This is a genomic window from Streptomyces inhibens (genome assembly GCF_022221585.1).
GTDB lineage: Bacteria > Actinomycetota > Actinomycetes > Streptomycetales > Streptomycetaceae > Streptomyces > Streptomyces inhibens.
In genome coordinates this window covers 5179807-5195340 of sequence record NZ_CP084681.1, presented here as the reverse complement: position 1 = coordinate 5195340, position 15534 = coordinate 5179807, and the positions used below count along the sequence as shown (strand labels likewise).

The window sequence follows — 15534 nt, the reverse complement described above, 5'->3', positions numbered from 1 at the left end:
CGCCACGGTGCTCAGCGGCCGGGCCGCCGGGCACGACCCGGCCGGTCGGCCGCAGGCCACGACCTGCGCATTCAAGGGGCCTGTGGGTTGTCCACAAAGTTATCCACAGGCCCGGTTCTCGACCTGTGGGTAAGTCGACAAGAGAATCGGACAGGGTCGACAAATCGCCCTAGTGACCCCACATCGCTCCACAGCACCCCACGTCGGGCACCGTCAGCACAATTCACGTGATCAATCCTTTAGGGCGAGGCAATCCCACACGAAAGAGTGCGTGAACGGGGTTTGGACTGGGAATCCATAGCCGAGCATTTCGGGAGCGGAATGATCAGCTCCGACTTCCACAGATCTCACACACAGCCTGTGGATAAAGGTCGCGGAATCCCTGCCCCCTGTGGACAACCAGGGGGACCCCGGGGAAAACCAGGGGTCTGCGCACCACCCGGGCGCCCGCCCAACTACCGTTGTCCACACAGTGGATCACCCGGCACGGACAGCGCGAAAACCCCCATCGCGGACATCGCGAATACCTCGCGCCGGGCACCCCGCCCCACGGAATGCGCGCGAATTCCCCGTACGCTTTTCCCCTCTCACCCCCACTCGTCCCCTCCCGCCCCCCTGAGGGAATAAATAACCTCAAAACGGGCAAAGTGACATGCCGAGGAATATCCCGTCGAGTGGCGGCGCCCGGCCCCGGTAGCCTGGTGGTGTGATTGACCTTCGCCTGCTCCGTGAGGACCCCGACCGTGTGCGCGCGTCCCAGCGCGCCCGTGGAGAGGACGTCGCACTCGTCGACGCGCTTCTCTCCGCCGACGAGCGGCGCAGGTCGTCCAGCGTCCGCTTCGACGAGCTGCGTGCCGAGCAGAAGTCGCTCGGCAAGCTCATCCCCAAGGCCTCCGGCGACGAGAAGGCCGCGCTGCTGAAGAAGGCCGGCGAGCTGTCCGCCGCCGTCAAGGCCGCCGACGCCGCCCAGGACGAGGCGAAGGAAGAGACCCAGCAGCTGCTGCTGAAGCTCGGCAACCTCGTCCACCCCGACGTACCCGTCGGCGGCGAGGAGGACTTCGCGGTCCTCGAAACGCATGGCACGATCCGTGACTTCGCCGCCGAGGGCTTCGAGCCCAAGGACCACCTGGAGATCGGCGAGCTGCTCGGCGCGATCGACGTCGAGCGCGGCGCCAAGGTCTCCGGCTCGCGCTTCTACTACCTGACGGGCGTCGGCGCGCTGCTGGAGCTCGCCCTCGTCAACGCCGCCATCGCCCAGGCCACCGCGGCCGGCTTCACGCCGATGCTGACCCCCGCCCTGGTGCGCCCGCGCGCCATGGAGGGCACCGGCTTCCTCGGCCAGGCCGCCGAGAACGTCTACCACCTGGAGAAGGACGACTACTACCTGGTCGGCACCTCCGAGGTCCCGCTCGCCGCGTACCACATGGACGAGATCGTCGACGCGGCCAAGCTGCCGCTGCGCTACGCCGGCTTCTCGCCGTGCTTCCGCCGCGAGGCCGGCACGTACGGCAAGGACACCCGCGGCATCTTCCGGGTGCACCAGTTCGACAAGGTCGAGATGTTCTCCTACGTCGCGCCGGACGACGCGCAGGCCGAGCACCAGCGCCTGCTGGACTGGGAGAAGCAGTGGCTGACCGGTCTGGAGCTGCCGTTCCAGGTGATCGACGTCGCCACCGGTGACCTCGGTGCCTCGGCCTCCCGCAAGTTCGACTGCGAGGCGTGGATCCCCACCCAGGGCAAGTACCGCGAGCTGACCTCCGCCTCGAACTGCGACGAGTTCCAGGCGCGCCGGCTCTCGGTCCGGATGCGGGAGACCGTCGGCGGCAAGCAGAAGGTCCAGCCGCTGGCGACCCTCAACGGCACGCTCTGCGCCGTACCGCGCACGATCGTGGCGATCTTCGAGAACCACCAGCAGGCGGACGGCTCCGTACGCGTCCCCGAGGTGCTCCGCCCCTACCTGGGCGGCCGGGAGATCCTGGAGCCCGTCGCCAAGTGAGCGCACCGGTTCCGCTCCCGTACAAGCTCATCGCGACGGATCTCGACGGGACGCTGCTGCGCCACGACGAGACCATCTCCGGGCGCACCCGCCAGGCGCTCGCCGCGGCCACCGCGGCGGGCGCGGCGCATATCGTCGTCACCGGCCGTGCGGTGCCCTGGACCCGGCACATCCTCGACGCCCTGGACTACAAGGGCCTCGCGGTGTGCGGCCAGGGCGGGCAGGTCTACCACGCCGGTGAGCACCGGCTGCTGACGTCGGTGACGCTCGACCGCCAGCTGGCGGGCCTCGCGCTGTCCAAGATCGAGGCGGAGGTCGGCCCGCTGTTCCTGGCGGCCAGCCGGGACGGTCTGGAGGGCGAGGTGCTGGTCGGCCCCGGCTACCGCGTCCACGAAGGCCCGCTGCCGAACGTCATGATGGACGACCCCGGCGAGCTGTGGGCGGCCCCGCTGAACAAGGTCTACCTCCAGCACCCGACGCTGGACGACGATGCGCTGGCGCTGGCCGCGCGTCAGGTCGCCGGCGATCTGGTGGGCGTGACGGTGGCCGGCAAGGGCATCGTCGAGCTGCTGCCGCTGGGCCTGACGAAGGCGACCGGGCTGTCGCTGGCCGCCCGCCGCCTGGGCATCACCGCCAAGGAGACCGTCGCCTTCGGCGATATGCCCAACGACATCCCGATGTTCGCCTGGGCCGCGCACGGTGTGGCGATGGCCAATGCCCATGACGAGCTGAAGGCCGTCGCGAACGAGCTCACCGCCTCCAACGAGGCGGACGGTGTCGCGGTGGTGCTGGAGCGGCTCTACGGCGTCTGACGGCCTGTTGGACCCCGGTCCGCAGGCGGGTCGGCGTCGGCCCGGTCGGCAGGCTCTTCGGCGGCCGGGTCCGTGGGCTCCTCGTGGTACTCCTCCTCCCCCGCAGGCCCGGCGGCCGCCCCCGGGGTCAGCGGCCAGGCCGCGAAGCCCATGGTCAGCGCGATGGCATGGCCGAAGTCGGTGAAGGTCGCGCCGGTCATCAGCGGAATCCCGAAGAACAGCAGCACCCCGGCGAGATAGCCGTAGCGCCACGGCGGCCGCAGCCGGTACGTCAGCACACCGGCGGCCGCCGCCAGCCCGTACGAGACGCCGATGTCCACGACATGTGTCATCGAGCGCGGCAGCTCGTGGCCCTCGATGGCCAGCAGGACGAGTTCCTGGCTGGCGAGGGTCGCGGCCACATGCGCACCGCCGACGGTCAGCAGCCAGCGCCAGGTCCCCAGCCAGCGCTCGACGTTGGCGTGCAGCAGCTCGAACATCACCACATACAGCAGGAACGACGACGGGCGCTCGATCCAGAAACCGCTGATGAGCAGCGACGGCAGCGGATGCTCGTTCAGCTCGTGGATATTGCTGCTGGTGCGGTGGACGAGGAACTGCTCCAGCCCCTCGGAGGCCGAGGCGATCACCAGGCTGGTGATGCCGATGATCAGCAGCCAGATGTGGGTGCCGGGAGTGCTTCGCACCCAGTCCCGCACCCAGGCCACGGGGTTGCCCGGCCGCGGCGACCCGCTCTCGCGCGACGGCTCCATCAGCGGCCTCATCGGCGCCGTCCCGGGGCGGCGGGGGACGCGGCGACCAGGGGGCCCGCGCCCTTGATGTGCCGGATGCGGGGCGCGCTCTCCATCGTCCGTACGCCGGGCAGCGCCGCGACCCGGGTCGTCAGATACGTATAGAGCGCGCCGACGTCCCGGCACAGTACGGAGGCGAAGAGGTTGTTCGGCCCGGTGGTGGCGCCGGCGAAGGCGACCTCCGGGTGCGCCGCCAACGCCTCGCCGGTGGCGGCGAGTTCGGCGGGCGCGACGGACAGCCACAGGGCGACCATCACGCCATGGCCGAACTGCCGCAGGTCGTAGTCGACGTCGTAGTACAGGACACCGGCCGTGCGCAGTTCGGCGAGCCGGCGGCGGACGGTGGTGGGCGACCAGCCGGTGACGGCGGCGAGCTCGGCCAGTGGCGTACGGCCGTCACGGGCCAACGCGTCGAAGAGCCGGCGGTCGGCGTCGCTGAGCGCCACCGGGACGGCGGCCGGGTCCACATCCGGCGGTGGCGGGCTCAGACGGGCGATCTGCTCGTCGGTCAGCGCACCGGACTTGCTGATCAGGCCCTGTGGGCCGCCGTAGAACTCGTGCAGCAGACAGTGCGCCGTGATGCCGACGACGCTGGGGGTGCGCGGCAGCCTCTGCAGCAGCAGTGCATCGCTGTGCTCGCTGCTCGCCGCGCGGCAGACCGCCGCGATCTCGGTGCCACCGGACATCAGACTGACCCAGGACGTGTCCGAGCGGCGGGCCATCGCCTCGGCGACGCCGGCGGCCGCCTCCGGCGCGCACTGGACCCGTACGAGCCATTCGATCTCGCCGAGCGCCCGTGCGTCGGCCAGTCCCAGCACCTTGAGCGCGCCGGTGGTGCGGTGCCGGGTGTAGCGCCGGGCGACGGTCTGGTCGGAGACCCCGAGCACCGCGGCGATCCGGCTGAACGGTGCCCGGCCGTCGAGCTGCAACGCATGCGCGAGCCGGCGGTCGAGGTCGTCGAAGCCGGCGGGGGCGCCGGCGACATTGCTGGTGGGACTGCCGGCGGGACGGCCGGTGGCCTTCCCGTGGGCCTTCCCCTGAGCCCTACCGTCGGGCTTCCCGTCGGTTTTCACCGTTCGAGGCTAGCGCGTGTCGGATTGCGCCGCCGGGAGCGAGGTGGCTGGGACCGCAACCGGTGCGGCCCGCACGGTGGCGTCGGCGTGCCGCGTCGTCGGAACACGCCATGACGCAGCACCAAAACCGGTCGCCGGCACCTCGGCGATACGGGTCGGCAGCACGAGTGGAGGACGCAATCATGCACAGCGCACCCGAGCGGGGGACCGCGGTGGCCGGCCGGATGCCGGACGCGGATGGGGAGCCTGACACAAAGGCCACCGGACCGGCGGCGGGACCGGCGGGGAAGTGGTGGCCACTGGCCGCCATCACCCTCGGCAACTTCCTGCTGCTGGTCGATGTGACGATCGTGAACACCGCGCTGCCCCGGATAGCCGACGGCCTGGGCGCCTCCCTCACCTCGCTCCAGTGGGTGCTGGACATCTACGCGCTGGCGCTGGCCGCGCTGCTGATGGTCGCCGGCTCGGCGGCGGACCTCTTCGGGCGGCGCCGGCTGTATGTGGCGGGGCTGACGCTGTTCGCACTCGCCTCGCTGGCCTGTGGTCTGGCCCCGGACGCGGGCATCCTGGTCGCGGCCCGCGCGGTCCAGGGCGTGGGTGCGGCCGCGATGTTCGCCACCAACACCCCGCTGCTGATGGCCGCTTACCAGGGCCGGGACCGCGGTGTCGCGTTCGGCGTCTGGGGCGGTACCAGCGGTGCCGCGGCCGCCATCGGCCCCGTATTGGGCGGCCTGCTCACCGAGTATCTGGACTGGCGGGCGATCTTCCTGGTCAATCTGCCGCTGACCGCCTTCGCGGTGTGGATCACGCTGCGCCGGGTCCATGAGTCGTACGGCGACCTCCCCCACCCTCGAACGAACTCGGTCGGGGAGACCCCCATCGCCCGGATCGACTGGCCGGGTGCCGTGTCCTTCACGGCGTGCGCGGGCGCGCTGACGTACGGGCTGATGCGCGGCGGCGAGCAGGGCTGGACGGAGTCCGGGACGCTCGCCTCGCTGGTGGGCGCGGCGCTCGCGCTGCTGGTGTTCCTCGCCGTCGAGCGGCGGGTGCGCCGGCCGCTGCTCGACCTGGGGCTGCTGCGCCGGCCGTCGTTCGCGGCGCTGATGGCGGCGGCGCTGCTGTTGCAGGCCGCGGCGTTCCCGTATCTGACGTTCGTGGGGCTGTGGGTGCAGAACATCCTGGGCCTCAGCCCGGTGCAGGCGGGCCTGGCGGTGACGCCGATGGCGCTGATGTCCCTGCTGGTCGGCGCGCTGGGCGGCCGGGCGCTACAGCGGATGGCACCCCAACTCCCGGTCGGCGTCGGTCTGTTGCTGACGGGGGCGGGTGTGCTGCTGTCGTACGCGCTGCTCGACGACGGATCCGGCTGGGCGGTGCTGGTCCCCGGGCTCGCGGTGAGCGGGCTCGGCATCGGGATGGCGATGCCGGTCCTGGTCTCGGCGGCGCTCGGTGCGGCGCCACCGCAGCGGGCGGGCATGGCGAGCGGCGCCGTGAACACCTTCCGCCAGCTGGGCTACGCACTGGGCATCACGGTCCTCGGCACCGTCTTCACCACCGCCCTGCACGGCCTGCGGCCCGGCGCCTCCCGTAGGACCGTCGGCGCCGCCTACGTCTCCGGGCTGACGGACATCATGCTGCTCTCGGGGATGGTGGCGGTGGCCGGCGGGCTGCTGGTCCTGGCGGTGGTACGGCAGGGGACGGCGGGAGACGGCGGCGGGCGGGATGCGGCCGGCGTGGATGGCGTGGCCCGTTCCGGGGGTGCGTAACCGGATCACGGATGGCGGGTCGGCACCCGGAACCGTACGGCCGTACGCGGTTCCGGGTTGCCGCCCTGGGCCCTACGACGATCTTCGCGGCCTCCCACACCCAAGTCAATCCTCGGATCTCCTACCAAATCCCTTAGCTATGGCTTGGGTTGGCGCGCTACCGTACGCCGGTGACCCTCGATGACCTGCGCGCCTTCGTGGCCGTGTGCGAGGCGGGCAATCTCAGCGCCGTCGCCCGCGATCTCGGATGCACCCAGTCGGCCGTCAGCCAGCGCGTCAAACGCCTCGAACGCGCCGCGGGCATCGTCCTGTTGGAGCGCCGGCCGCGCGGTGTGGCACCGACCCAGGCCGGCCGGATCCTGCACCGCGCGGCCGCCGACGGCCTCAGCGGGCTGGAACTGGCGCTGCGCCGGCTGGCCGATCTGCGCGCCGGCGACGGCGGCACGGTCCGGGTGACGACGGGCGCGACGACCGTACGGCACTTCATGTCCGATGCGGTGGTCACCTTCCGCGCCCGCCATCCGCACGTCAACCTGGAGTTCCAGACCGAGAGTTCCAGCCGCCGCTGCTTCGAGGCGGTCGCGGACGGCAGCTCCGAACTGGCCTGGATCACCATCGGCCCGCCCGTTCGCGGCATAGAGCAGCATCCGGTGATCGGCCTGCCGTGGGTGCTCGCCGTACGCGCCGATGACCCGCTCGCCGCACGGGAGCGGATCGAGCCCGAGGAGCTGGTCGGCATCCGGCACATCCGGCTGCCGGAGAATTCCACCTCCCGCATGCGCCTCGACGGACACCTCAGCCACCGGGACTCCGGCCCGGTCCCGCCCCCGAGCACCACCAGCGTCGCCGACTGGGACACCGCGCTGCTGCTGGCCGAACTCGGCGTCGGCCCGGCCGTCGTCCCCCGGCCGCCGGGCCTGCGGACCACCGCCCACCCGGCCCTGCGGCTGGTGCCGATCGCCGCACTGCCCCCGTTGGCCACGGGCTGGGCGGTGCGCCAGTGGGCGGCGCTGAGCCCGGCGGCGGTGGCGTTCGCGGAGACGGTCAATGCCTGTCTGGACGGCGAGGAGACCGTGCCCGGCGTCAGGCCCTGACCACCGGCTCCTGGATCTCGGTGATCCACTTCTCCTGATCCGGCGGGCACTCCAGATACAGCTCACGGGCGTACCCGGCGGAGCGGTAGCCGTTGGCGTCGATCCAGTGCGCGAGGTTCTGGGCGGTCGGCAGAATCCGGCTCATCGGGCCGTGGTGCACCACCGTGGCGGCGCAGTCGAGGCCGGGGAGGGTGACGACGTCGAAGCCGAGGCCGGTGGGGGTGGGGGTGCCGGAACGGCCGGAGCTGCTGCCGTCCGTCTTGGCGCCGGCTTTCGCCAGGGCTTCCGGGGTGACCACCATGCCCGCGTGGACGACCACGGCGTCGCTGCCACCGCCGTTCGTGCTTCCTGCGCTCCCTGTGCTTCCTGTGCTTCCTGTGCTCTCCTCCGGTACGTCCTCGTAGTACGCCAGCCCCGGCCCCGCGGCGGTCACCCCCGCCGCCGCCAGCCGCCGGCACAGCTCGTCGTAGAGCGGCTGGATGACCGGGCCGATGTCTTCGGGCCCGTAACTGGCCGCGATGCCGCTCAGCTCCGCGAGCAGGACCGTTTCGGTGCGCTTGACCACCACATCGTCGGCAGACATGCGTCCCTCACTCTCGATCGTCCGGAGCCTCGCCTCGACCTGCGCCAGCCGCGCACCGGCCGCCGTCAGCGCTTCTTCCAGCTCCGCCTGCCGCAACCGCAGCATGCCGCGCAGTTCCGGCACGCTCACCTGCTCGTCCAGGATCGCCCCCACCTGCTGGAGGCTGAATCCGAGATCCTTGAGCGCGATGATGCGGTTCAGTCGGGCGAGCTGGGCCGCTTCGTAGAAGCGGTAGCCGCTGACAGGGTCGGTACGGGCCGGGCGCAGCAGCCCGATCGCGTCGTAATGGCGCAGCATGCGGGCCGACACACGGCCGTACCGGGCGAAGTCTCCGATGGTGAACATGACGCCTTCCAGTGGAGTGCTTTCCACAGTGTCAAGGTCAAGCGCGGCGGTCCACACACGGGGAACCCGACCGCAGCCGGACCGGCCGGGCCGCGCCCCGGCGTCACCACCGCCGCACAATCGGCCACCGGACGGCAGCATCGCGTCAAGTAGCGTCCAGAAACCGTCAATGACGCGTCAGCGACCGGCGGAGTGCCCCGTTCCCCGGGCATAGCGTCAGAGCGCGAGCCCCGGCGTACGCGTCATTCACCGGTCCGGGGCCGCCGATGTCCCGTTCGAGGAGCAACGCCGTGTCCCACCATCTCTACGCGGAAGATCCCGAGCCTGCCGATCGAGTCCCGGCCGGGCTTTTGTTCGTCCCCGTCCGGTCGGGCCCCGCGGGCTGCACGGCCCGCCTGTTCCGCACTCCGCTCGGCGGCCGTACCGCCGTCGGCTTCACCTCACCACAGCGGCTCGCCGCGGCCCTCGGCTGCGGCCAGCCCTGGGTCAGGCTCTCCGAGCCCGCGCTGCGTGCGCTGGCCGAACCCGTGGGAGCGACCGTCCTGACCGTCGATCCCCGGCTCGCCCCCGAAGTTTCCCGTAGGCACCACCTACAGGCCGTCTGAGGGAGGGGCAACCACCATGAGCCACAGCACTCTGCCCCAGACCCGGACCACCCGCGGGGCCGCTGCCCCGCCGCCGGCCACCACCGTGGCGCCCCCACCTCGCACCGCCGCCGCGCGGCCGGGCGAACCGCCGTCCATCTGGCCCGCGTCCGCTGCGCCACTGGGCCACGACGACCTCGCCGTGGGCGGGGTCCCGCTCACCGAGCTGGCCGACCGCTTCGGCACCCCCGCCTACGTCCTGGACGAGGACGAGGTACGCCACCGCTGCCGCGCCTATCTGCGGGCCTTCCCCGACGCCGACGTCTTCTACGCGGCCAAGGCTTTCCTGTGCCGCGCCATGGTGCACTGGGTGCAGGAGGAGGGCCTGGGCCTGGACGTCTGCTCCGCCGGTGAGCTGGAGCTGGCCGTCACCACCGGCTTTCCGCCCGAGCGGATCGTGCTGCACGGCAACGCCAAGAGCCCGGCCGACCTACGGGCCGCGCTCCGGCTCGGCGTCGGACGGATCGTCATCGACAGCACCTCGGAGATAGCCCGGCTGGCCGCCGCGGTCCCGGCGGGCAGCCGGCAGAGGGTGCTGATCAGAGTCGTGCCCGGGATCGCCGCGGGCGGCCACGCCAAGATCCGTACCGGGACCGACGACCAGAAGTTCGGGCTGTCGATCGCCGACGGTTCCGCACAGCACGCCATCGCCCGGGTGCTCAGTCAGCCCCGTCTCGAACTGGTCGGCCTGCACTGCCACTTGGGCTCACAGATCACCACCACCAAGCCGTATCTGTCGGCCGTGCGACGGCTGGTCGGCCTGCTGGCCCGGATCCATGAGCAGCACGGCATCACACTGCCGGAGCTGGACCTCGGCGGCGGCCATGGCGTCGCCTACCGCCCCGGCGAGCCCGCGCTGGACATCGCCTCCCTCGGCACCAAGATCCGCGCCGAACTGGCGGGCGGCTGCGCGGCGGCCGGACTGCCGGTGCCACGGCTCGCCGTCGAACCCGGCCGCGCCATCGCGGGTCCGGCCGGTGTCGTGCTGTACCGGGTGCTGTCCGTCAAACGCACCGGCGCGCACACGTTCGTGGCGGTGGACGGCGGGATGAGCGACAACCCGCGGCCCGCGCTGTACGGGGTGCGCTATGCGCCCCGGCTGGTCGGCCGCAGCTCGGCCGCCGCGCCGGAACCGGTCACCGTCGTCGGCCGGCACTGCGAGGCCGGCGATGTGCTCGCCGCCGACGCCCAACTGCCCGGCGATATCCGCCCCGGCGACCTGCTGGCCGTCCCGGTCGCCGGCGCGTACCACCTCTCCATGGCCTCCGGCTACAACCTCGTCGGCCGCCCGCCGGTCATCGCGGTCACCCAGGGGCAGGCCCGCCTTCTCGTACGGCGGGAATCGCTGGCGGACATTCAGGAGCGGGATATCGGGTTGTAAGGGGTTGGTGAGGAGCTCAGGGGCCCCTCGGCGGCCTCTGGGCTCCTCGGCCCAGTTCTGTGCATACTGCATCCATTGGTTGTAGGATGACTGGGCAACCGGGCAGGGTCGTGCACATCGGCACTGCACGGCAGGTGCATACGTACGTATCGACACAGCGGTATCGACACAGCGGTATCGACACAGGCAGGACGGCGGACATGGCGCTGCGCGCAGCGGGACGGCAATCACTCGTGGACACCGTCGTCGATTCCCTGCGGTCCCAACTGACCGCCGGTGAATGGACGGTCGGGTCCCGGATCCCCACCGAGCATGCCCTGGCCGAACAGCTCCAGGTCGGCCGTAACACCGTCCGCGAGGCGATCCGGGTACTCGTCCACGCCGGAATGCTGCGCTCACGGCAGGGCGAGGGCACCTTCGTGGTCTCCACGGCGGACCCGGGCGACATCATGCGCGGCGTCCAACGGGCCGGTATCCGCGACGTCCTGGAACTGCGGATCGCCCTGGAGGCGGAGGCCGCCCGGCTGGCCGCGCTGCGGCACCGGCCCGCCGACCTGGCACGGATGCGGGCGGCTCTGGACGCCCAGGCCGCGCTGGCGGACGCGGAGGGAGCGCCCGACTCCGGCAGCCTGGAGCTCTACGCCGATCACGACATCGCCTTCCACACGGCCGTCGTCGAGGCCGCGCACAACACCGCGCTCACCGCGACCTACGGCTGGTTCAGCAGTTCGGTGCGGGAGGCGCTGGTCAGCTCGCTCGACGACCACGCGATGCCGAAGATCGTGCACGGCGATCACCGCGCCGTCCTGGACGCGATCGCGGCGGGCGACCCCGAGGCCGCGGAGCGGGCCACCCGCGAACTGCTGGAGAAGCCGAAACGGGCGGTGGAGGCCCTGCTGGCCGCCCGCTGAGCGGCCGACCCACGGTTGTGGGCAAGCCCCCGCCCTCCCCCAACCTCCTTGAAACCACGCACCCTTGACGAGGTACGCACGCATGTCTGCGCCCAGGTCCGAAGCTCCCTTGATCGACGCCGAGGAGGATCTGGTCGCGGTGCCACCGGTCGTCACGGCCCGCCGCCGGCTACGGGCCCACCCGGCCCTGGTCATGGCCGGGATCGTGCTCGCGGCGCTCAACATGCGGGCGGCGCTGGCCGGGGTCTCGCCGCTGCTCAGTGAGATCGGCGCGCACTTCCATCTGGCCGCGACCGCCAGCAGTCTGGTGACGACCATCCCGCTGATCTTCATGGGCCTGGGCTCGACCGTCGCGCCGAAGCTGGCCCGCCGCTGGGGCACCGAGGCGGTGCTGTGCGGGGCGCTGGTGGCGCTGTGCGGCGGGATCGTGCTGCGGATCGCGCCGCCGGCCGTCGCGCTGTTCGCCGGATGTGCGGTGGTCGGCGCCTCGATAGCCCTGCTGAACGTGTTGATGCCGGGCCTGATCAAGCGGGACTTCCCGGATCGGGCCGCCGGTATGACGGCCCTGTACTCGACCGCGATGATCCTTGGTGCGACGGTCTCGGCCGCCTCCGCGGTCCCGTTGGAGAACGCGCTCGGCGGCTGGCAGGGTTCGCTGGTCTCCTGGTCCCTGCTGGCCGCCGTCGCCGCGGTCGTCTGGATCCCACAGACGCTCATGGCCCGCCGGGGCACACCGCACGGCGCCGCCGCGGCCACGCCCGTCCACTCCGTCGCGAACGGTCCGCGGCTGAGCCGTTCCCCGCTGGCCTGGCAGGTCACGCTCTTCATGGGCTCGCAGTCCCTGATCGCTTACGTGGTCATCGCCTGGATGCCGACGATCTTCACCGACCACGGCATGGGGAAGGGCGAGGCGGGTCTGGTCTTCGCCTTCAGCACGCTGCTGCAGATGGTCGGTTCGTTCGTGGTGCCGATGCTCGCGGGACGGATGCGACGTCAGCGGCTGTTGGGTGTGGCGGTCTCCGCGCTGATGGCCTGCGGCGTCACCGGTCTGCTGGTGGCACCGGTGGCCGGCGCCTGGCTGTGGGCCGCGCTCCTCGGCGTCGGACAGGGCGGCGCGCTGGGCCTGGCCCTGACGATGATGGTCCTGCGCTCCGGCGACGCCCACACCGCCGCCCGCCTCTCCGGCATGGCCCAGACCGGCGGCTACCTCCTCGCCGCCGCCGGCCCCCTGGTCCTGGGCGCCGTCCACCAGGCCACTCAGGGCTGGACCGTCCCCCTCGTGCTGCTGCTCGCCGTCTGCGCCGGTCTGGCCCTGTTGGGCACGGGCGCGGGGCGCGATCGGCGGATCGGGGACGGGGACAGGGCCAGGGGCGGGGCCGGGGGCTCGGGCGGGGGCGAGGGGAAGGCGTAACGCGGAAAGGCCGGGGTCGGCCCGTCGTCCGCGTCCCGGCGGCGCCGCGGGTGGGCACCGCATGACGACTTGGTGAACGATCTCCGTTGTCGGCATCGATCCAGGGATAGCCGTCCCACCGCCCTGGGGTCGTGGCCTACCGTGCCCTCATGAGCGATGTTCAGCGCACCGTTCGCCGGTCAGGACCGCGGCCCTCCCGCGCCGGCCGGCTCATTCTTGTGGCCGTGTTGTGTGTCCTGGTGATCCTCGCCGTGCTGCTCCTGCCGCGGTTGCTGCGCGGGCCGGAGCACGGGGAGAAGCTGACCGTGCCGGAGGGGCAGCGGGCCACGCAGATCTACGCCGCCGCCGACAAGGCCCTGCATCTGCCGAAGGGCTCCACCGCGAAGGCCGCCAAGACCGCGCATCTCACGCTGCCGGCCGAGGCGAAGGGCAATCCTGAGGGCTATCTCTTCCCGGCGACCTATCCGATCAGCTCGGACACCACTCCGGCCTCGCTGCTCGCCTACATGGTCAAAACCGCCAATCAGCGGCTCGCCGACGACGGCATCGCCTCCTACCGGACGGTCGTGATCGCCAGCATCGTGCAGGCCGAGGCGGACCGGCCGGCCGATATGGGCAAGGTCGCCCGGGTCATCGACAACCGGCTCGCGCGGAACATGCCGCTGCAGATGGATTCGACGATCAACTACGCGCTGGGCCGCAGCACGCTCAACACCAGCCACGCCGACACCAGGACCAACAGCCCGTACAACACCTACAAGCGCGAGGGCCTGCCGCCCACCCCGATCGACAACCCCGGGGCGGACGCGCTGAAGGCGGCCGGCGCGCCGCCCGCCGGCGACTGGCTCTACTTCGTCACCGTCAAACCGGGCGACACCCGCTTCACCGCCGACTACCAGGAGCATCTGCGGAACGTCAGGGAGTTCAACGCGCTGCAGAAGAGCGGCGGCAGTGGCGGTGGGGGCGGCGCTTAGGCGACGGGGTGGGGCTCCGCCGCCCGGCCGGGGCCTTACTCCTCGCCCGCCAGGGTGAGCGCCTTCAGCCGGCGGCCGGCGTACCAGGTGGCGGTGACCGTGAGGGCCACCAACAGGCCGATGGCGAGCGGCAGTTGGACATCGGAGATGATCGCGCCCTCCGCGGCCGCCTTCTGGCCGACCGCCAGCGCCCACTGCTGGATGCTGAGGGTCTTCGCGCCCGGGACGAGGGTGCCGACGAGCGCCTCCCAGACCAGGGCGTAGACCAGGCCGAACACCACGGCGTGCCGGGTGATCGTGCCGAAGAGGAGGAAGAGGGCGCTGTAGGCGACCGAGGCGACGGCCGCCGCCACGGCGTACCCCACCGCTATCTGCTGGCTGTTGCCGTTGAGCAGGAAGCCGGCGAGCAGAACGGGGACGGCGGAGAAGGCGACCGTGACGCCTATCGCGACCAGGAGTTTGGTGAGGATGATCGTCGGCCGGGGCACCGGCTTGGCCAGCAGATAGACCACCGAGCCGTCGTCGATCTCCGGTCCGATCGCGCCCGTACCGGCGATGACGCCGATCAGCGGCACCATCGTGCCCAGCGCGAAGCCGCCCAGGATGCCGCCGGCGGTGGAATCGTCGGCGCCGGCCAGCATGCGGACGGCCACCGCGATGACCACCAGGAGGGCGGGCAGCGCGAAGAGGATCAGGGCCCGCCGCCGGCCGAGCAGGGCGCGGTAGGTGAGCCGGGCGACGGTCGGGTGGAACAGCGAGGCCTTGGGCGCGCCGGCGGGCGCGGGCGGGGCCGTCGGAGTGGTCGTGGACATGCGTCAGGGCTCCTTTCTGGCCTCAGGCCGCTACGAGGTAGGAGAAGACGGATTCCAGCGACTCGTCGGAGGGCGAGACCGTCAGAAGGCGGATGCCGTGGTCACGGGCGACCCGCGGCAGGAGTTCGGTGAAGCGGCCGAAGTCGACCGCCTGGATACGCAGCGCGCCCTCGGCGAGGTCGACCTCGATACCGGACGTCGAAGGGTCGGCGATCAGCGCACCGGCCAGCGCCCGGTCGTTGTCGGACCGGACGAGATAGCGGTGCGGGCGGTCGGTCATCAGCCGGCGGATCTTACGGAAGTCACCGGACGCGGCATGCCGGCCGGCCACCACCACCTCGATGTGCGAGGCGAGTTGCTCGACCTCCTCCAGGATGTGCGAGGAGAACAGGACCGTACGGCCCTGGTCGCCCATCCGCCGCAGCAGCTCCATCAGCTGCATCCGCTGGCGCGGGTCCATCCCGTTGAACGGCTCGTCGAGCAGCAGCACGGACGGGTCGTGGACCAGCGCGGACGCCATCTTCACGCGCTGCCGCATGCCCTTGCTGTACGTCGAGATCTTGCGGTCCTGGGCGTACTCCATCTCGACGGTGGCCAGCGCCCTGGCCGCCTCCGCCCGGCCGAGGCCGTGCAACTCGGCGTTGGTGACGACGAATTCCCGCCCGGTGAGGAAGTCGTACATCCCCTCGCGCTCCGGGACGATGCCGATGTGGCGGTAGATGCCGGCGTTGCGCCAGATCGTCGTCCCGTCGAGGGTCACGGTGCCGTTGGAGGGGGCGAGGAAGCCGCCCATCATGTTGATGAGGGTGGACTTGCCGGCGCCGTTGGGGCCGAGCAGCCCGGTCACGCCGGGGGCGATGGTCATCGTGATGTCGTTGACGGCGACGACATTGCCGAACCAGCGCGAGACATGGTCGATCGAAAGAGTGCTCATGGGCGCAGCC

At 71.6% G+C, this 15534-nt stretch carries 14 protein-coding genes; 9 read left to right on the top strand and 5 right to left on the bottom strand.

The features are described from left to right. Positions 1-706 precede the first annotated feature (706 nt). Together serS and KI385_RS23680 are read left to right on the top strand one after the other, a co-directional pair. Positions 707-1996, top strand: coding sequence for a serine--tRNA ligase (serS, locus tag KI385_RS23685; protein ID WP_238574150.1), 1290 nt, complete (start codon positions 707-709; stop codon positions 1994-1996). Beyond that, the gene (locus KI385_RS23680) at positions 1993-2808 is read left to right on the top strand and encodes an HAD family hydrolase (RefSeq protein WP_238574149.1); all 816 of its coding nucleotides are present in this window, start codon (positions 1993-1995) and stop codon (positions 2806-2808) included. The genes serS and KI385_RS23680 overlap by 4 nt, the downstream gene beginning before the upstream one ends. On the opposite strand, the gene KI385_RS23675 is transcribed toward KI385_RS23680, so the two are convergent. Further along, entirely contained in the window at positions 2796-3560 is a 765-nt protein-coding gene (locus KI385_RS23675; protein ID WP_238574148.1) for a rhomboid-like protein, read from the bottom strand. The genes KI385_RS23680 and KI385_RS23675 overlap by 13 nt on opposite strands. Before the next feature lie 8 nt (positions 3561-3568). Continuing rightward, positions 3569-4672: an Lrp/AsnC family transcriptional regulator gene (locus tag KI385_RS23670; RefSeq protein WP_281066895.1), complete on the bottom strand. Its 1104-nt coding sequence runs from the start codon at positions 4670-4672 to the stop codon at positions 3569-3571. A 182-nt stretch (positions 4673-4854) separates the two neighbouring features. Here KI385_RS23670 and KI385_RS23665 point away from each other — a divergent pair, with 182 nt between their 5' ends. Together KI385_RS23665 and KI385_RS23660 are read left to right on the top strand one after the other, a co-directional pair. After that, on the top strand, positions 4855-6435 hold the full coding sequence (locus tag KI385_RS23665) for an MFS transporter (RefSeq protein ID WP_238574147.1): 1581 nt from the start codon (positions 4855-4857) through the stop codon (positions 6433-6435). 170 nt (positions 6436-6605) lie between these two features. Continuing rightward, positions 6606-7529, top strand: coding sequence for a LysR family transcriptional regulator (locus KI385_RS23660; RefSeq protein ID WP_238574146.1), 924 nt, complete (start codon positions 6606-6608; stop codon positions 7527-7529). On the opposite strand, the gene KI385_RS23655 is transcribed toward KI385_RS23660, so the two are convergent. Then, positions 7519-8457 (bottom strand): MerR family transcriptional regulator, encoded by a 939-nt coding sequence (locus KI385_RS23655; protein ID WP_238574145.1) that lies wholly within the window; start codon positions 8455-8457, stop codon positions 7519-7521. The two genes, KI385_RS23660 and KI385_RS23655, sit on opposite strands and share 11 nt — an antisense overlap. Positions 8458-8747: 290 nt before the next feature. Here KI385_RS23655 and KI385_RS23650 point away from each other — a divergent pair, with 290 nt between their 5' ends. From KI385_RS23650 to mltG, 5 genes are all read left to right on the top strand, one after another. Continuing rightward, a complete protein-coding gene (locus KI385_RS23650; protein ID WP_128508189.1) occupies positions 8748-9062 on the top strand; it encodes an SAV_915 family protein in 315 nt (104 codons plus the stop codon). Positions 9063-9078: 16 nt separating this feature from the next. Next, the gene (gene lysA / locus KI385_RS23645; RefSeq protein ID WP_238574144.1) at positions 9079-10482 is read left to right on the top strand and encodes a diaminopimelate decarboxylase; all 1404 of its coding nucleotides are present in this window, start codon (positions 9079-9081) and stop codon (positions 10480-10482) included. Positions 10483-10682: 200 nt separating this feature from the next. Beyond that, entirely contained in the window at positions 10683-11393 is a 711-nt protein-coding gene (locus KI385_RS23640; protein ID WP_238574143.1) for a FadR/GntR family transcriptional regulator, read from the top strand. 82 nt (positions 11394-11475) lie between these two features. After that, positions 11476-12804: a CynX/NimT family MFS transporter gene (locus tag KI385_RS23635; RefSeq protein ID WP_238574142.1), complete on the top strand. Its 1329-nt coding sequence runs from the start codon at positions 11476-11478 to the stop codon at positions 12802-12804. Positions 12805-13022: 218 nt separating this feature from the next. Then, entirely contained in the window at positions 13023-13778 is a 756-nt protein-coding gene (gene mltG / locus KI385_RS23630) for an endolytic transglycosylase MltG (RefSeq protein WP_425357089.1), read from the top strand. A 35-nt stretch (positions 13779-13813) separates the two neighbouring features. On the opposite strand, the gene KI385_RS23625 is transcribed toward mltG, so the two are convergent. Both KI385_RS23625 and KI385_RS23620 read right to left on the bottom strand, forming a co-directional pair. After that, a complete protein-coding gene (locus KI385_RS23625) occupies positions 13814-14533 on the bottom strand; it encodes an ABC transporter permease subunit (protein ID WP_238577819.1) in 720 nt (239 codons plus the stop codon). 79 nt (positions 14534-14612) lie between these two features. Next, positions 14613-15524: an ABC transporter ATP-binding protein gene (locus KI385_RS23620; RefSeq protein WP_238574140.1), complete on the bottom strand. Its 912-nt coding sequence runs from the start codon at positions 15522-15524 to the stop codon at positions 14613-14615. Positions 15525-15534 lie beyond the last annotated feature (10 nt).